This window comes from Rothia sp. BD8, assembly GCF_044878465.1.
Taxonomy (GTDB): domain Bacteria; phylum Actinomycetota; class Actinomycetes; order Actinomycetales; family Micrococcaceae; genus Rothia; species Rothia kristinae.
The window spans coordinates 23299-40397 of record NZ_JANJES010000010.1 but is presented as its reverse complement, the minus strand read 5'-3'; the positions used below and the strand labels follow the sequence as shown (position 1 = coordinate 40397).

Below are 17099 nucleotides of genomic sequence, written 5' to 3'. Positions count from 1 at the left end.
CCCTTCGGTGGTGCGGCGCGGGGCCGGGGTCGGTGCGGAGGCCCCGGTCGGGTGCTGCGGGGTGTGTGAGGCGTGCGGCGGCGGGCTGCGATGCGCGCCACCCGGAGATCCATTGTAGGGCGATGCTCCTGGGAGTTCTGTTCAGCCGGCGGCCAGGGGGCGGGGGTGCGCCGGGGCGAAGGGCAGGGGCTCGGCCCCGTCCATGAGCTTGCGCAGGTCCCAGGCCTGCTGGGCGGTCACGGAGATGCCGCGGGGCCCGGTGCGCCGGGTGGTGCCCCGGATCAGCAGCATGGGGGTGCCGAACAGCTCGGGTCCGGAGAGGACCTGGGCGTCGTCGAAGAAGGCGGCGTCCACACAGCCGGTGCCGTCGTCCACGGAGACGAAGACCACCCGCTTGCCGGATTTCATGGGCGGGGTCATCGTGGAGACTCGCACCCCGGCTACCCACACCTCGGTCCTGTTGCGCAGGCTCAGCAGGTCCGCCGCGCGGGTCAGGGGCCAGTCCGCGAGCCGGCCCGCCCACCCGGCCATCAAGTGCGCGGAGACGTCCAGGCTCAGCACGTCCAGTTCGGTGCGCAGGGTCGCGGCCAGGTCCGCGCTCTCCCGTGGAGGGGGCGGGTTCTCCGCAGCGCCCAGGGGCAGGGCCAGCTGCAGCGGGATCGCGTGCGCCGACGTCGCCCGCCGGTCCTCGCTCCGCTGTCCTTCGTCCCGCTGCCCCTCGGCCCACTGCCCGGGCGCGGCGACGCCGTCGAACACGGCCGGGTCCAGGGCGCCGATCGCGGCCAGGCGCTCCAGGGAGGGCCGGTGCGGGCGGACCCGGGCCCGCAGATCCGCCGCGGAGGTGTACGGCGCGCCGGCGATGATCCGGTCGATCTCCGCGGCGGACAGCGCGGAGACCTGGGTCAGGGGCAGCCGGATCGCCCAGTCCCGCGCCCGCCCCGGCTCCGCGTGCTCGGCGCTCCCCCGGCGCTCCACCCGGTAGCTGGTCCCGGAGCGGTTGACGTCCACCGGCAGGATACCCACCCCCATCCGGCGGGCGTCGGCCAGCAGCAGCCGCTGCGGGTACATGCCGGGGTCGTGCTGCAGGACCCCGGCCATGAAGTGCGCCGGGTAGTGGGTCTTCAGCCACGCGGACTGGTAGGTGGGGATCGCGAAGGCCGCGCCGTGGGCCTTGCAGAAGCCGAATGAGCCGAAGGCCGCCAGGGCCTCCCACACCCGGTCGATCACGGGCCCGGGGTACCCGCGGGCCGCGGCGGCCTTCCGGAAGAACGCCTCGGTCTCCGGCTCCCGCGGGCCGCCGAGGGTGCGACGGCGCTCATCCGCGGCGGCCAGCCCGCACCCGGTCATCCGATCCACGATGTTGATGATCTGCTCGTGGAAGACCATGACCCCGCCGGTCTCCCGCAGGTACGGGGCCAGGTCCGGGTGGATCAGGGCGGGAGTCGCGAAGCCGTGACGGGATTCCAGGTAGGGCCGGACCATGTCCGAGTGCATGGGCCCGGGGCGGAACAGGGAGATGTCGATGATCAGGTCCCCGACCTCCCGCGGCTGCATCTTCCCGATCAGCTCCCGCTGCCCCGGGGATTCGATCTGGAAGCAGCCCAGGGTCTGGGTGGAGCGGATCAGCTCGAAGGTCTCCTCATCCCGGGTGTCCACGGCCTCCAGGTCCGGGCGATGTCCCAGCGTGTGCTCGATCTCCTCGAGGGTGTGGGCCATCGCGGACTGCATCCGCACCCCCAGGATGTCCAGCTTGAGCAGGCCCATCGGGTCCATGTCGTGCTTGTCGTACTGGCTCATGGGCAGGCCGATGCCGGAGGGCTGCACCGGGGTGCGCCGCAGCAGGGAGGCGTTGGAGAGGATCACCCCGCACGGGTGTATGGACAGGTGCCTCGGCAGACGGTCCAGACGCTCGACGAGGTCGATGAGCAGGTCCACCCGCGGGTTGCGCGCGGCCTCGTCCCGCAGCCCGACCAGCTCGGGCTGGTGGGCCAGCTGCTCGCGCAGCCGCCCGGCGGGGATGCGCCAGATGGCCCGGGCGATCCGGTCCGTGGTGGCCTGCTCCAGGCCCAGGGCGCGGGCGGCGTCGCGCACCGCCCCGCGGGCCCGGTACCCGTTGTGCATGGACATGAGGGTGACCCGCTGGGACCCGTAGTGCTCGAACACGGCCCGGTAGATCTCGTGGCGGCGGGCGGATTCGACGTCGATGTCGATGTCCGGCAGGGTCGAGCGCTCGGTGGACAGGAACCGCTCGAAGACCAGCCCGTACTCCAGGGGGTCCACCACGGAGATCCCGAGCAGGTGGTTGACCAGGGAGGAGACCCCGGAGCCGCGGGCGGCGTGGCGGATGCCCAGCCCCCCGATGAGCCGGGAGACATGGGCGACGGTGAGGAAGTAGGAGCTGAATCCCAGGGTCTCGATGACGGCCAGCTCCCGTTCCATGCGCCCCCGGGGGCTCTCCCAGTGGGTCGTGGCGATGCCGGGCCCGCGCACGGTGCGCTGCGCTTCCGCCCCGTAGATCCGGTGCAGGGCCGCCTCGCATCGGGCCCGCAGCTCCCGCATGGGGGTGTCCCGGGTGCCGGTCAGGTGCGCCTCCGGGACGGTGGGGGTGCCGTAGCCGAGGTCCGCGGCGGGACTCAGGGCGCAGCGCTGGGCGGTTTCGGCGGTGGCCCCGAGCAGCCCGGCCACGCTCACCGGGCCGGTGGCCGCCGCGGCGATGCGCCCGGCGATGCGGTGCATGGCAGCCGGATCCTTCAGCCAGCCCTGCCCGTTGGGCTGGTGGTGGGCTTCGCCCAGCGGGGTGAGTCCGCGGGCGGCGTCGAGCACGTCCGCGGTGACGGCCTGGTCCTCGGTGGCGTAGCGGGCGGCGTTGCTGAGCACCGCCAGCACCCCTGCCTCGGCGGCCAGGTCCGCCAGGCGGGCGGCGTGGGACAGGCCGTAGGGGGCGCCGGGGTGGGTGAGCCGATCCACCAGGTGCACCCGCACCCGGTGGGCCCCCAGCGCGGCGCGCCAGGCGGCCAGGGCCGCCCGGGCCCGGCGGTATCGGCGGGCGGCGGCCAGGCGCCCGACGTCGGAGTCCGGGCCGAGCAGCACGACGAACCGGCCGTGCCCGGCGGCCGCGGCTTCGGCGAGGTCCGCCAGGCTCAGGTGGGGCCGGGCGCGCAGGGGCGGGAGGCCGCCACGTCCGACGCTGCCCACCGCCTCCCCCGGGTGGGGCGAGTCGCCGAGGGGCGCGGCCCGGTGCTCGCCGTGGGCGCGGGAGATCAGGGCGCACAGGTCCCCGTAGCCTCCTCCGCCGTCGTGGCCTTCGGCCAGGATCACGATCCGCCCGATCAGGCGCTGGCGGGCCGGGTCCGCGAGCGCGAGGTCCACCCCGAGGATGGGGGCGATGCCGTGGTCCAGGCAGGCCCGGACGTGTTTGACGGCGCCGTAGAGCCCGTTCCGGTCGGTCAGCCCTACGTGGGTGGCTCCGTGGGCGGCGGCGGCCGCGACGATCTCCTCCGGCGTGCACACGCCGTAGTGCGCGCTGTAGGCGCTGTAGGAGACCAGGTGCGGGAACGTCACACCCGTTATCGAACAGGTGTTCGAATCTTAAGTCAATCGGAGGTTGCCGACGGCGCGCCCGCTGCCGAGATGCGCAGCACGGAGGCGACCAGCTGGGAGTTTCCCGCGGCGGAGGTTCCGTCCGGCAGCACCAGCGTGTCCTCCAGGCCGATCCGGGTATCCAGGTGCTGTTCCCGGGCGATGCGCAGCACGGGCCAGGCGCTGCGCTCCTCCCCGTGCAGGAGGGGGACGGACTCTGGTGCGCTCTCGCGCACCACCTGCAGCATCTCGTGCGCCTCTGCTGCAGCGCGGGGAGCCGGGAGGTCCTGGACCTCCAGCAGTGGACGGAGGCAGCGCCGCCTCAGGGGCGAGTCCACCCATGCCCGGGCGGCCCCGGCGTCCCACAGACCAGCCTCCACGGCGATCCCCCGCGCGAGGAGAGCAGACGCCAACTCCTCGGCGCCGTCTTCATGCCAGTTCACCGAGGCGAAGTCCGGCAGCGCGGTCCAGGACCGGATGCGCTCGATCCGCGCAGCAGGCTCGGTCTCAGCCCAGGCGCCGGTGGTCACGCCGATCCGGATGCGTGGGAGGGCTCGACGGAAGGCACCGACCCACCGCGCCACATCTTCAGCACGCAGACTGTCCCGTCCGGCCCGGTCTTTAGGGTGCAGATGCACGGGACCCGCACCCAAGGCCGCTGCCTCCACGGCGTCGTCGAGCAGGTCCGCGGGATCCGCGCTGAGCAGCGGATGCTCCGCAGGTGTTCTGGCGCCGTTGACGCAGAGCTTCAGCACCGGACCCCCACCCCGTCGTCTCTGCTCAGTCATCCTCGGTCCAGCAGCCCGTGGCGGCATCGGCCTCCCGTTCGGAGAGCACCGGACCCCACCACGCCTTGTCCTGGAAGTGGTCCTCGGTCTCGGCTTCGGGACGGCAGATGTTGGTGATCTCCCCGATGCCCTCGATGCGGGTGGTGACCTCCTCGCCGGGGCGCAGCCAGCGGCGCGGCGTCTTGGACATGCCGACCCCAGCGGGGGTGCCGCAGGCGATGACGTCCCCGGGTTCCAGGGACATGAAGGTGGAGATGTAGGAGACCAGCTGGGCGGGGGTGAAGATCATGTCCGCGGTGGTCCCGGACTGGACCGTCTCCCCGTCGATCAGGCACTCGATGCGCAGGCCCGCGACCGGATCCACCTCGTCTCGGGAGACCACGTACGGGCCCACCGGGGTGCAGTTGTCCCAGTTCTTGCCCTGGAACCACTCGGAGGTGCGGCCCTGCCAGTCCCGCACGGAGACGTCGTTGAGGATGGTGTACCCGGCGATGGCCTCCAGGGCCTGGGCCTCGTCCGCCCGGCGCACGTTCTTGCCGATGACCACGGCCAGCTCCGCCTCGTAGTCCACCTTCTGGGATTCCGGGGGCAGGGCGATGGGGTCGGCCGGGCCCACCAGGGCGTTGCGGAACTTGGTGAACACGGTGGGGTGCTCGGGGATCTGCACACCCACCTCGGCGGCGTGGTCGTGGTAGTTCAGCCCGATGCACAGGATCTTGCCCGGCTTGATGGGCATGGTGGGGATGATCTTGCGGGGGTGGGTCAGCTCGGTCTGACCCACCCCGGAGAAGTAGTTGATCTGCTCGCGGACCAGGCCGCTGTGGAAGAAGTCGGTGTCCACCACGGAGGCGGTGCCGAGCTCGCGGAGGTAGTACCGCTGCCCCTCGATCTCCACCCACGTGTAGATGCCCGTGTGCTGTTCGAAGAGGCTCTCCACGTAAGCGCGTCCCAGTTTCATGTTCTCCCCAGCATCGGTGATGGATGTCCTGGTCAAGAGTACCGACCCAGGAGGATCCACGTCCCCGTGTTGCGGTCCCTTTCCAGGGAGATCGTACGCAGGTCCTCCGCCGCCACCTGGGAGGACGCCGCCGCCCCGGCGCGGCGTCGCCCGGAGCCCGACCCCGCCTCCGGGGCCACCTGCACCTGCCATAGCTCCCGGTCCACCAGGTGCGGGCATCGGTCCTTCGGGGCACGGGTGACCTCCTCCCACCACGCCCGGCGCTCGAACCACTGCACCGGGTCCGCCGCGACCCGGTACCGCGCACCGTCGATCTCCACGCGCAGCGGCTGGCCCGCCGTCGTCGTCCTGACCCGTGCCGTAACCATGGAACCCCCTCGTTTCGAAGATGTGTTCGAAACGCTAGGAGGGGCGACTGACAGATCGAAGCGGCCCCGCCCGCACCACCCGGGTCAGGGGCGGCGCGGACGGGGCCGCGGATCGGAGGGAAGGCGGGGTCAGGAGGCGGAGGAGGCCTCGTGCTCCCCGCGAGCGCGTTCGAGCAGGTCCCGGTATCGGGTCTCGGACTCGATCAGCTCGTCCCGGTGCTTCTGCTTGATGCCGGGCAGCTTGCGCCGGTGCTTCTCCAGCTTGGCGCTGAGCCGGATGCGCTCGGCGTCGGGGGCGTCGTCGGGCAGGTTCAGGTAAGCCTCGGCGGCCTCCCGGGCGCCGTTGATCGCGCGCACCGCCTGCCCCTTGGGGGTGAACAGGGAGGCCAGCACGGTCACGGTGAGCACCCCGATGATCACGATCAGGGACAGCCCCGTGGAGACCTCCACGACGTGCACGGGCTCGCCGTCGTTGACGAACGGCAGCGTGTTCTCGTGCAGGGCGTGCAGGATGAGCTTGACGCCGATGAACGCGAGGATCGCGGACAGGCCCCAAGAGAGGTAGATGAGTCGGTCCAGCAGCCCGTCGATGAGGAAGTACAGCTGGCGCAGGCCCATGAGGGAGAAGGCGGTCGCGGTGAACACGATGTACGGGTCCTGGGTGAGCCCGAAGATCGCGGGGATGGAGTCCAGGGCGAACAGCAGGTCGGTGCCGCCGATGGCGACCATGACCAGCAGCATCGGGGTCATGACCTTCTTGCCGTCGATGTGCGTGAACAGCTTGTCGCCGTCATACTCATCGGAGGTGTGCATGAACCGCTTGGCCAGGCGGATGACGATGTTGTCCGCCTCGTTCTCCTCGTCCTTGTCCGTGACCTCGTCCTTGACGAGGTTGCCGGCGGTGTAGATGAGGATCAGGCCGAAGAGGTAGAAGACCCAGGACCACCGGTTGATGGCCGCGGCACCGACGAAGATGAACACGGTGCGCATGATCAGGGCGAAGATGATGCCGAACAGGAGGACCTTCTGCTGGTCCGCCCGCGGCACCTTGAACGAGGCCATGATGATGAGGAAGACGAAGAGGTTGTCCACGGACAGGGCCTTCTCCGTGATGTAGCCGCTGTAGTACTCGGCCCCGTACTGGGCGCCGTCCATCCAGAAGATGAGGATGCCGAACAGCAGGGCGATGCCGACGTACACGGCGGACCAGATGGCCGCTTCCTTGATGGTGGGTTCGTGCGCCTTGCGCACGTGGAAGATGAAGTCGTAGGCCAGCAGGGCCAGGATGACGCAGATGGTGATAGTCCACTGCAGCGCGGAGATCTCCACGAAGCCTCCTCGGGCTTTCAGGGGTGGGTGAGGTGGGTGCGGCAAGCCGCACAAGTCTCTCCCGCCGTCCCTGCCGTGCTGTGTCGGCTCCGCGCTGGTGCGCTGGGGCCCGACGACGGCGGGGCGGCCCCCGCATCCGGCCGGGCGACGGTGCCCGACGTGCTGACGTCTGCGGGGTGGTGGGGATACTCCCTTGCTCGAGGGGATATGCTACCTCACCGCGGGCCCCGGGGATGCCGTACCCTGGTGACTGAGCATCCGTCCCGCCGATCCTTCCCGGAGGTACCCCTCTTGTCCGAGCAGCGCCAGAAGCAGCCCGCCCACGTCACCGGCTTCATCCTGATCGCCGTGTTCTGCGTCGGGGTCGCCCTGTTCCTGTGGGCCATGCCCACCGACAACCCGGACTTCGTGCTGTGGGGCCAGATCTTCCTGGGCTTCACCGCCTTGTTCTCCCTGGCCGCCGCGATCTACGGCTGGGTCCGCCCGGTGGAGCACGGCACGGATCTGGAGGTCTCCGGGGACCACTGAGGCCCCGCACTCCCCCGGCTACGGCCGGCCCGAGACGCGAGAAGGCCCCGCGCCTCCGTTCGAGCTTCCGCTCGATGGGGCGCGGGGCCTTCCGTCATGCCGGGCAGGTTGATCCGGTCCGGGTCAGTCGTGGATCCGCTCGGCCAGGTCCTGGGTGGAGGTGTGCTCCTGGACGAACAGCAGCGCGATGATGGACAGCACCGCGGCACCGGCCACGTACAGGCCCACCAGGCGGATGTCGCCGGTGATGCCCCACAGCCAGATGAAGATGAACGGGGCGACGGCCGCCCCGAGGATCGAGGCGATGTGGTAGGACAGCGCGCTGCCGGTGTACCGGGTGTTGGCGGGGAACAGCTCGGAGAGCAGGGCGCCCAGGGGCCCGAAGATCAGCCCGAAGACGAAGAACCCGAGGGCCAGGGCGAAGAACACCTCGCCGTCGGAGCCGCGCAGCAGCCCCGGCACGGCCAGCCCGAAGGCGGCGACGACCACGTGGAAGCCGATCATGGCCTTGCGCCGACCCCACCGCTCGGCGAGCACCGCGCCGACCACGTTGCCGACGACCAGCAGCAGCACCGCGCCGATCATCAGCAGCAGGAACTCCGAGCGGCTGAAGCCGAGCCCGGGGACGAAGGAGGCGGCGTCGAAGGCCTTGCCGGTCCTCTCCGCGGCGGCCCGGGCGGCGTCCTCGGTGGCGGCGGTGGTGCCGTAGGTGAGGGTGAAGGTGGTGAGGAAGTAGAAGGTGACGTAGTTGGACACGGCGACGATCGTTCCGATGGCCACGGTCTTCCAGGAGCGGCGCAGCACCTCGAGGGCGGGCATCTTGGCGACCTTCCCGCTCTCCTGCACGCGGGTGAAGGACTCGGATTCGAGCAGCTTCATCCGGGTCCACAGGCCCACGAACACGAGGATGGCCGAACCCCAGAAGGGCACGCGCCAGCCCCAGGTCTCGAAGGACTCGGGAGCCATCTGGGAGGTGATGATCAGGAACAGCCCGTTGGCGACGATGAAGCCGGCCGGGGCCCCCTGCTGCGGGACGGAGCCGTACAGGGCGCGCTTGCCGACGGGAGCGTTCTCGGTGGCGAGCAGGACGGCGCCGGACCATTCCCCGGCCAGCGCCATGCCCTGGGCGAAGCGCAGCAGCACGAGGATGGTCGGGGCGGCGACCTCCCAGCCGGGGGTCAGCGCGGTGGGCAGGCAGCCGATGAGGAAGGTGCCGCCGCCCATGAGCAGCAGCGCGAGCACGAGGGTGTTCTTGCGCCCGAGGCGGTCCCCGAGGTGCCCGAAGATCACGGAGCCCAGGGGTCGGGCGATGAAGGCGACGCCGAACACGGCGAAGGAGGCGAGCAGACCGGTGATGCCGGACTGGTGCGGGAAGAACAGGGAGGGGAACACCAGCACGGCGGCCGTGGCGTAGATGTAGAAGTCGTAGTACTCCACGGTGGTGCCGATGAGGCTGGAGAAGATGACGCGCCCGGGCGAGTTGCGGCGGGCGGGCGCGGGTGAGGCGGAGCCCTGCGGCGGCTGGGCGCGCTCGGGTGCGGTGGTGGTGGACATCGGGCGGATGGGTCCTTCGCGGTCGTGGGTGCGCCGTCGAGCTCTGACCCCGGGGTCCTGGCTGCGAACCTCCGGGGATGAGACGACGACGGCGGGTGGGACCTCTCCATGGTGGGGACCCTCTGCAGAGTGGGCAACCCTGTGCCAGAATGGTGCTCATTCTGCTCACTCTGCGCGGGTGGCGGTGACTGTTTCTGCGCAGATCGTTCAACGGAAGGGTTTCTGGTGCCTCAGGACACACGGGGTGGGGCGGGCGCGCCGGCGTCGTTGGATCGGACGGATCTGCGGATCCTGCGGGTGTTGGAGGAGCATCCGCGGGCCACGGTGGTGGCGATCGCGGAGCGCACGCGCCTGGCCCGACGCACGGTGCAGGCGCATCTGGAGCGGATGCAGGCCGGTGGGGCGCTGCGCTCCCCCAGTGTGCGCGTGGAGCCAGAATCACTGGGGTATCGGGTGAGCGCGCACGTGGCGGTGGAGCTGGATCAGCGCCAGATCGATGACACGGTGGCGGGGCTGACCCAGATCCCGGAGGTGGTGGAGGTGCAGGCCCCGGCCGGGGAGACGGACCTGCTGGTGCGGGTGGTGGCCCGGGATGAGGAGCACCTGTACCGGGTCTCCGAGGAGATCCGCCTGTGCCCGGGCGTGCTGCGCACCCGCACCTCCCTCTACCTGCGGACCCTGGTGAAGTACCGGATGGCGCAGCTGCTGGAGTGACCCGGTCCCCCCGGCCTGTGGCGCCCATGCCCGCCTGACTGGGTTGACTCGTCGCCCCGCCTCCGGACGACCATGGCCGGCCCGCGCCGGTACCGGATAAGCCCCCCGCCTGGCCCGGTTGAATTTTCAACCCGCCCAGCCGATGACGATGTTCGGCGCAGCTGAATATTCAAGCACCGCCCCCGGAGCTGAAATTTCAGCTGCCGCAGACCATGACCGTGCGCTGACCCCAAGTGAATATTCAGGCGCCCTCGGGCGAGCTGAAGATTCAGCTACCGCACGAGCGGACCAAGTTCTCGGGACGGCTGAATATTCAGCCCCCGCCGGGAGGAGTCGAGAGACACAGAGGGCGACTACCCCAGGCGGGCGTGGGCGCGCACCACGTCGGCGATGTCCTCGTCGACGACCAGCCCCAACCCCAGGGCTCGAGAGATAAGGCGTCGACCGGGGTCCTGGGGTCGGACGGAGCCGGGTGCCGGGGAATGTCGGGCTCTCCTGGTGGCGGGCGAGTTGGTAGCGGCGGAAGAATCAGGGCCGGCGCGCCACGAGGGGATGCCTGGTGCGGAGCCCGAGACCGTGCTGTTCCTCGAGTCTGCGGCTGTTCCGCGAGCGAACCAGGCCCGCGAGTCCTCCCGAGCTGTTCGGCCTTAAGAGCAGGTTTCCGGGCCCGGGAACGCGCTCCGATGAGGTCGGACGCGGTCGTCAGTCCTCCAGCTCCCCGAGGACCGCGTAGGAGGCGGTGATCTCCTCGATGCGGGCGCGTCCTCCTGCGCCGAGGGCGCGCAGGACGTCGTCGGCCAGCAGCGCGCACAGCGCCATGGGAGCCGCGTAGTCGTCGAAGGGTCCTTCGCCCTGGATGGGGCATTCCAAGGCCAGGTCCGCGAGCGCGGCGAGGTCCTGTGCGGACGGGTCTGCGAGCAGGGCGGTGGTGCCGGACCCCGCGGCGTCGTGCTCCAAGGCCGCTCGGAAGCCTCGGGGCCGGCGCCGGAAGCCGATCCAGAGGGTGAGATCCTGCGGGCCGATCCCGACCAGGTTCTCCGCGAGCGACTGTCCGGGCACGGGAAGGAGCCGGACGTCGGGCCGGCACTGCAGCAGCTGGTGGTGCAGGTGGGCGGCGACGGCGTGGCTGTTGCGCCCTCCGACGATCCGCACGGTCTCGGCCTCGGCCAGGCCCTGGACCAGGCGCGCCCAGGTGAGGCCGGAGAGGAGCTGCTCCAAGGACGCGACGCGGGCGCTGCTGCCCAGCAGGCGCTGAGCGGGGGTGCTGGGGCCTGCGGCGGTGGGTCGAGTGTCCACCGGCACGCCCTGGGCGCGCAGGGCCCGGGCGTGCTCGCGGACCTGGGCGAAGCTCTGGTAGCCCAGGGTGCGGTAGAAGCGGGACATGGTCGACGGGGAAACCTGGGCGATCTCTGCCAGTTCCGCGGAGCTGTAGAGGGGCAGGTCCTCCAGATGGGCCAGGACGGCCTCGGCGGCGCGGCGCTCCTGGGGCGAGAACTCGGCCCAGCGGTCCCGGATCCTGGCCTCGATGCTGCGGTGCTGGGGCATGATCTGACGCTCCTGGATCTGCTGCGGCCCAGGCTCCTGCCCGACCGGACTGCACCCTACCCGGCGGTCGGCCCGGGGACTACTCCCGCCGCCGAGGTCTCCTGGCGGGCCAGCTCGAGCACTGCTTCTTCCACAGCGTCCAGGGCCAGGGCGACGTCGTCGGGCCGCACGGACTCCCCGGGGTGGTGGCTGATGCCGTCCAGGCAGCGGACGAAGACCATGGCCACCGGCACGGCCTCGGCCAGGGCCATGGCGTCGTGCCCGGCCTTGGAGTACAGCTCCATCGGTGCGGTCTCGGCCGGGCCGCCGGCTCGCTGCTCGGCGGCGGCGATGCCGTGGCGCACCGCGCCCATCAACCGCTCGTCGCACACGGCCCCGGGGGCGCTATGGGTCTGCTCGATGTTCAGACCCAGGTCTGCCTCCGCGCACAGGATCTCCAGCTCGGCGCGGATGGTCTCGAAGGCCGTGTCCCGGGAGAGGTCGTCCGGGGCGCGCAGGTCCAGGGAGAACTCCACGGTCCCGGGCACCACGTTCACGGCCCCGCCGATGACGGACAGCTCCCCCACCGTGGCCACGACGTCCTGGGCCAGGCCCACCGCGTTGATGGCCAGGACGGCCCGACTGGCCCCGATGAGGGCATCGCGGCGCCGCGCGTAGGGGGTGCCGCCGGCGTGGGCAGCTTCGCCGGTGACAGTGATGCGGAACCGGCGCGCCCCGGAGATGGAGGTGACCACAGACAGCGGCCGGTCGGCTTCCTGCAGCAGGGGACCCTGCTCGATGTGCGTCTCCAGGTAGCCCACGGCCTGCTCCGGGTTCAGGGCGGCCGAACCCACCGCCTGCGGGTCCAGACCGAAGTCCAGGAAGGCCTGGTGCATGGTGGTCCCGTGCTCGTCGGCCAGCTCCAGCCAGGCGTCGTCCCAGGTGCCGGCCAGGGCCCGCGAGCCCAACAGGGTGGCCCCGAAGCGGACGCCTTCCTCGTCGCCGAAGGCCAGCACCTCCAGGGAGAACGGCAGGCGCGCGGCCTGGCGGCGGAACCGGGAGACCACTTCGATGGCCGAGACCACCCCGAGGATCCCGTCGTACTTCCCGGCGTCGGGGACCGTGTCCAGGTGGGAGCCGAGGTACAGGATCCGGACGGGGACGCCTGGCGCCTGCTCGGGGGCCTCCAGCCGACCGTGCAGAGTGCCCGCGGCGTCGACCCAGGTGCGCAGACCGGCCCCGCGCATCCACCGCGCAGCCAGGGCGTTGTGCTGCTGATGCTGCGGGGTCAGGTAGGTGCGCTCGATGCCGTGGGGTCGGGCGGAGATCCGGGCGATCTCCGCACACCGGTTCAGGACCCGGCGGGCCGGGGACTCCGGGGCCTCGCCGTACAGATCCGTCCCGATCAGCAGCCGACGGCCCGAGGTCTCCTGGGAGAGGAGATCCTGCGTCAGCGGGCCGAAGGTGCGTCGATCGCGGGTCCAGTCCTCGGCCCAGTCCTGGCTGCGGGCCTGGGCGCTGGTGCCGAGGTCTCGCGCGGTGCTCGAGGGTCCGTGGTGGGTCATGGTCGGTTCCTTCCGGAGGGGTCTCGGGTGGTTCAGGAGTCCAGGACGTCCAGGGCGGCGCGGACGCCTCCGCCGGGCTGCGGGGCCTGGTGGCCGTGCAGGCGCAGAACGGCCTCCAGGGCGCTGAGGGTGAGCAGGACGGCATCGCGGCGTGCGTTGTGGCCCATGGTCCCGATCCGCCAGACCACCCCATGCAACGGCCCGAAGGAGGTGCCGATCTCGATGCCGAAGTCCTCCAGCATGTTCCGGCGCACGGCGTCGCCGTCCACCGCTTCCGGGATCCGCACCGCGACCACGTTGTTCATCCGGTGCTCCTGGTCCCCGAAGAGCTCCAGTCCGAGGCCCCGCAGCCCGGCGGCCATGGCGGCGCCGTGGCGGGCATGGCGGGCGACGGCGCAGTCCATGCCCTCCTCGACGAGCAGACGAGCGCATTCCCGGGCCGCGTAGAGCATGGCCGTGGCCTCGGTGTGGTGGTTCAGGCGGCGGGGACCCCAGTAGTCCAGGATCATGCCCAGGTCCAGGTAGTTCGAGGCGATCCGGGCACCGAGCTCCTCCTCGTCGGCCTCGGCCAGTCCCGCCTCGGTGTGGTGGCGGGAGGCGATAGTCGCCACCGCTCGGGCCGAGAGGGACACCGGGGAGGAGCCGGAGGGGCCGCCGAGGCACTTCTGCAGGCCGGCGCTGGCGGCGTCGACCTCCCAGTCGTCGGCGCGGAACTCGTTGCCGCCCAGGGACGCGGTGGCGTCCACGTACAGCAGGGCCCCGAACTCGTGGCACAGCGCGCCGATGCCCTCCAGGGGCTGGGCGATGGTGGTGGAGGTGTCCCCGTGGACCAGGGCCACCAGGTGCGGACGGTGCTCCTCAAGAGCCGCGCTGATCTCCTCGGCCCTGAAGACCTCGCCCCAGGACTTCTCCACGGTCACCACCTCGGCGCCTACGCGCCGGGCGATCTCCACCAGCAGCAGGCCGAAGCGCCCGAACACCGGGACCAGCACCTTCTGGCCCGGGCTGACCAGGGAGACCAGACACGCCTCGATCCCGGCCCGGGACGTCCCGTCCACCAGGACGGTCGCCGGGTTCGCAGTGCCGAAGACCGTGCGGTACAGGGCACTGGTCTCGTCCATCAGCGCGGTCATCGCCGGGTCGTACTGGCCCACCATCGCCGCAGACATCGCCCGGGAGACCCGGGGATCCGCGTTGATGGGTCCGGGGCCCATGGGCAGGCGCGGCGGCGGGTTGATCTGGCCAGAGGATACTGAACCGGCGGCGGGTGCGGCCGATGCGGCAGTGGCGGCGGCTGGAGTGCTGTTGTTGGCAGGAGCGGTAGTGGAGGTCATGGGCGAAGCCTTCTTTCTGGGGCGGGCGAGGGACGAGATGCGGAGCGGACGGGAGCGCCTTGGATCCGGGATGATCCTCGGAGTTCCGGCCCGTGCCCGGAGCTGCAGGAGCGGCCAGGGACTCTGGGGCGTTCCTCCAGCTGGGGTGCAAGCCTGTGGTTCAGGGAAGGTCCATGAGAATCTCCTGTCCCCGCGGGAGTTCGGGGTCGGCTCCCAGCCAGTCCCCGTGCACGGGGTTCCCGCGCGACAGCGTGCCCAGCACGGCTCCTCGGATCCGCAGCCCGGCATAGGCGCTGATGGGATTCTTGTAGGCCAGCCCCGGACCGAGCACCTCGGTGGTCTGCTCCGGGTCGTAGACCAGTACATCGGCGTCGAAGCCAGTGGCCAGGGTCCCCTTGCGGTCCCCCAGACCCACCAGCCGAGCCGGGTTCCGGGCCATCCACCGGGAGACTTCCTCGGTGCCGATGCCGCGCTCGCGAGCCTTCTCCGCAGTGGCGATCCAGGAGGTCTGGAGACCGGCGATGCCGCCCCAGGCCTGCTGCAGCTCCCCTCCGGAGGCGAACTTCTCCTCGGCGGTGGCCGGGGAATGGTCGCTGACCACCAGGTCCAAGGTGCCGTCGATCAGGGCCTGCCATAGCGCGTCCTGCGCGTGGGCCCCGCGGATGGGCGGACAGCACTTGAACTCGGCCGCCCCGTCGGGGATCTCCTCGGCGAGGAAGCGCAGGTAGTGCGGGCAGGTCTCGGCCGTGACGGGCAGGCCCTCGGTCTTGCCCGCGCGGATCTCCTCGACGCCCGCGGCGGAGGAGACGTGCAGGATATGCGCTCGGCCGCCGGTGCGCCGTACGACGTCGAGCACCTGCCGCACCGCCGCGGCCTCGGCCTGCTCGGGCCGCGAGCGCTCGAACTCCAGGTAGGAGGACGTGGGCCCGTGCGGGGCGGTACCCAGGGTGGGGGCGTCCTCGCAATGGACGATGAGCAGGGCGTCCTGCTCAGCCAGGCGCTGGGCGGCGCGGTGCAGCTGCTGGGGGTCCAGGGGAGGGAATTCGGGCACCCCGGAGTCCAGGGTGAAGCACTTGAAGCCCGTGACGCCGGCGCGGTGCAGCGGGACGAGGCTATCGAGGTTCTCGGGGACGGCTCCGCCCCAGTACGCGGTGTCCACGTGGAGCTGGCCGCGGGCGGCGGCGCGCTTGGAGGCCAGGGCCGGGACGGTGGTGGTGGGCGGGACGGAGTTCAGGGGCATGTCCACCACGGTGCCGACGCCGCCGAGGGCCGCAGCACGGGTGCCGGTGGCGAACCCTTCCCACTCGGTGCGGCCGGGTTCGTTGAGATGGACGTGGCTGTCCACCACAGCGGGGCAGGCTTCCTGGTGCCCAGCGAGTCGGAGGTGCCCGTCCTGCAGCGCGGCCTGGGCGAGATGAGTGACGTCATGGGCCCGGAATCCGGCGACGCGCCCGTCCTCGGCGATCTCCAGGGTGCCTTCGGCCCAGTCTCCGTCCCAGAGGATCCGGCGGGCGGTGAGAGATCGGATCATGCCAGGGGTCCTTCCACGGCGGCAGCACGGGCCACCGTGCGCGAGAGCATCTGCGTCAGTTCCACGTCGGTGCCCCAGGAGCCCATGAGTCCCAGGCCGGTGCCGAGGCCTGCGGGGGTGTGGGTGGGAGCGACGGCGACGGGCAGCCCGGAGAGCCCGCCTAGGCAGGTGATGCGCATGGTCTTGCGGCGCACGAGCTCCTCGGTCTGCACGGTGGCCTCCAGCGAGGGGGCCGCCGTCGCGGCCGCGGGCACGGCCAAGGCCGCCCCGAAGGGGACGGCCACCCGGATCTCACGGCGGGCGCGCTCAGCCACGCGCCGGGCCTCGCGCTCCTCGGTGCGGGTGACACGCGACGCCGTCCGGAAGCGTCGCGCCCCGGAAGCAGACAGGGCGTCGGGATTCTGCTCCACCCAGGGGCCCCACTGGCGCCAGGCCTGGGCAGCCTGGCTGAGGCGGAAGGCCTCAGCCCATTCGTCCACGTGCCAGGCCAGCCCGGTCCGGACTATCTCCAGTTCGGTGCCGGGGACCCGACCCCAGTGCTCGAGGAGCTGGCGAAGGGCTGCAGCCACGTCGTCCTCGGTCTGGGCCAGCAGCGCCTCGTCCACGAGGATGCGCCGGACCTCGGGGCGTGCTCCCAGGCCGGCGGGGGTGCGGGTACCGTCCTCAACGAGCGCCGCGGTCAGGGCGGCGAGGGTCGCGGCGTCGCGGGTGAGCCAGCCGATGGTATCGAAGTCCGGGGCCAGGGGCAGCACGCCGGTGGTGGACAGCAGGCCGTGGCTGGTTCGCAGGCCGAACAGTCCCTGATAGGCGGCGGGGACGCGGATGGATCCACCGGTGTCGGTGCCCAGTCCGATGTCGGCCAGGCCCAGGGCCACTGCGCTGGCCGATCCCGAGGAGGAGCCTCCGGGGATGCGGTCGGCGTCGCGTCCGTTGCGCGGGGTCCCGTAGAACTGATTGCGCCCGGCGATGGAGTAGGCGAATTCGTCGGTGTGGGCGATGCCTTCCAGAACGGCTCCTGCCCGGAGCAGGGCCGCGACGGCCCAGGAGTGCTCGGAGGCGGTCTGCTGCTGGGCGAGGTAGACGGGATTCCCGGCTCCGACGGCGTGGCCCTGCACGGCGTAGAGGTCCTTGACGGCTACGCGCAGGCCATCCAGGGGCCCGGCGGCGGGGCGCCCCGCGGGGTCCGCTGGGCACCCGACGGCGCGCAATTCCGATTTCATGGACTCCGGGGGCACTCTCCACACTCCGGCCCCGGAGGCGCCGTCCTTGAGGTACTCGGTCATGGATTCACCGTAGCCATCACAGGTTTCATGGGTCTTTCGATGAT

General features: G+C 71.4%; 13 protein-coding genes. 2 read left to right on the top strand and 11 right to left on the bottom strand.

The annotated features are described in order from the left end of the window. Positions 1-141: 141 nt before the first annotated feature. The 5 genes from NQ707_RS08595 to NQ707_RS08575 all read right to left on the bottom strand — a co-directional run bounded on the left by NQ707_RS08595 (position 142) and on the right by NQ707_RS08575 (position 7022). Positions 142-3561, bottom strand: a complete 3420-nt coding sequence (locus NQ707_RS08595; RefSeq protein ID WP_404435460.1) for a PHP domain-containing protein — start codon at positions 3559-3561, stop codon at positions 142-144. 32 nt (positions 3562-3593) lie between these two features. Then, a complete protein-coding gene (locus NQ707_RS08590) occupies positions 3594-4367 on the bottom strand; it encodes a 3-keto-5-aminohexanoate cleavage protein (RefSeq protein ID WP_404435458.1) in 774 nt (257 codons plus the stop codon). After that, positions 4360-5325: a fumarylacetoacetate hydrolase family protein gene (locus tag NQ707_RS08585; RefSeq protein WP_404435456.1), complete on the bottom strand. Its 966-nt coding sequence runs from the start codon at positions 5323-5325 to the stop codon at positions 4360-4362. The genes NQ707_RS08590 and NQ707_RS08585 overlap by 8 nt, the downstream gene beginning before the upstream one ends. 32 nt (positions 5326-5357) lie before the next feature. Continuing rightward, positions 5358-5693 (bottom strand): hypothetical protein, encoded by a 336-nt coding sequence (locus NQ707_RS08580; RefSeq protein WP_061225440.1) that lies wholly within the window; start codon positions 5691-5693, stop codon positions 5358-5360. A gap of 129 nt (positions 5694-5822) precedes the next feature. Further along, entirely contained in the window at positions 5823-7022 is a 1200-nt protein-coding gene (locus NQ707_RS08575) for a TerC family protein (RefSeq protein WP_061225441.1), read from the bottom strand. 291 nt (positions 7023-7313) lie between these two features. Here NQ707_RS08575 and NQ707_RS08570 point away from each other — a divergent pair, with 291 nt between their 5' ends. After that, positions 7314-7550, top strand: coding sequence for a hypothetical protein (locus NQ707_RS08570; RefSeq protein WP_279751913.1), 237 nt, complete (start codon positions 7314-7316; stop codon positions 7548-7550). A 123-nt stretch (positions 7551-7673) separates the two neighbouring features. Here NQ707_RS08570 and NQ707_RS08565 read toward each other — a convergent pair whose 3' ends face one another. Then, positions 7674-9104 (bottom strand): MFS transporter, encoded by a 1431-nt coding sequence (locus NQ707_RS08565; RefSeq protein WP_404435454.1) that lies wholly within the window; start codon positions 9102-9104, stop codon positions 7674-7676. A gap of 225 nt (positions 9105-9329) precedes the next feature. Here NQ707_RS08565 and NQ707_RS08560 point away from each other — a divergent pair, with 225 nt between their 5' ends. Then, on the top strand, positions 9330-9818 hold the full coding sequence (locus NQ707_RS08560; protein ID WP_254303294.1) for an Lrp/AsnC family transcriptional regulator: 489 nt from the start codon (positions 9330-9332) through the stop codon (positions 9816-9818). A gap of 702 nt (positions 9819-10520) precedes the next feature. Here the strand turns inward: NQ707_RS08560 and NQ707_RS08555 are convergent. The 5 genes from NQ707_RS08555 to NQ707_RS08535 form a co-directional block, all read right to left on the bottom strand. Continuing rightward, complete coding sequence (locus NQ707_RS08555) at positions 10521-11363, bottom strand: MurR/RpiR family transcriptional regulator (protein WP_196825995.1); 843 nt, start codon at positions 11361-11363, stop codon at positions 10521-10523. Between the two features lie 56 nt (positions 11364-11419). Further along, positions 11420-12907: an allantoate amidohydrolase gene (locus NQ707_RS08550; protein ID WP_196825996.1), complete on the bottom strand. Its 1488-nt coding sequence runs from the start codon at positions 12905-12907 to the stop codon at positions 11420-11422. A gap of 32 nt (positions 12908-12939) precedes the next feature. Beyond that, positions 12940-14241, bottom strand: coding sequence for an alanine--glyoxylate aminotransferase family protein (locus NQ707_RS08545; protein ID WP_331279324.1), 1302 nt, complete (start codon positions 14239-14241; stop codon positions 12940-12942). 160 nt (positions 14242-14401) lie between these two features. Next, positions 14402-15772: an allantoinase AllB gene (allB, locus tag NQ707_RS08540; protein WP_404435451.1), complete on the bottom strand. Its 1371-nt coding sequence runs from the start codon at positions 15770-15772 to the stop codon at positions 14402-14404. After that, positions 15769-17055 carry an amidase family protein gene (locus NQ707_RS08535; protein WP_196825998.1) on the bottom strand — a complete coding sequence of 429 codons (1287 nt, stop codon included), beginning with the start codon at positions 17053-17055 and terminating at the stop codon, positions 15769-15771. Before NQ707_RS08535 ends, allB begins: the two co-directional genes overlap by 4 nt. Positions 17056-17099 lie beyond the last annotated feature (44 nt).

Coding starts and splice junctions, on each gene's coding strand:
- NQ707_RS08585 (WP_404435456.1), bottom strand. CDS start 5,325: ATGAAACTGGGACGCGCTTACGTGGAGAGCCTCTTCGAACAGCACACG.
- NQ707_RS08580 (WP_061225440.1), bottom strand. CDS start 5,693: ATGGTTACGGCACGGGTCAGGACGACGACGGCGGGCCAGCCGCTGCGC.
- NQ707_RS08555 (WP_196825995.1), bottom strand. CDS start 11,363: ATGCCCCAGCACCGCAGCATCGAGGCCAGGATCCGGGACCGCTGGGCC.
- allB (WP_404435451.1), bottom strand. CDS start 15,772: ATGATCCGATCTCTCACCGCCCGCCGGATCCTCTGGGACGGAGACTGG.
- NQ707_RS08590 (WP_404435458.1), bottom strand. CDS start 4,367: ATGACTGAGCAGAGACGACGGGGTGGGGGTCCGGTGCTGAAGCTCTGC.
- NQ707_RS08535 (WP_196825998.1), bottom strand. CDS start 17,055: ATGACCGAGTACCTCAAGGACGGCGCCTCCGGGGCCGGAGTGTGGAGA.
- NQ707_RS08550 (WP_196825996.1), bottom strand. CDS start 12,907: ATGACCCACCACGGACCCTCGAGCACCGCGCGAGACCTCGGCACCAGC.
- NQ707_RS08565 (WP_404435454.1), bottom strand. CDS start 9,104: ATGTCCACCACCACCGCACCCGAGCGCGCCCAGCCGCCGCAGGGCTCC.
- NQ707_RS08545 (WP_331279324.1), bottom strand. CDS start 14,241: ATGACCTCCACTACCGCTCCTGCCAACAACAGCACTCCAGCCGCCGCC.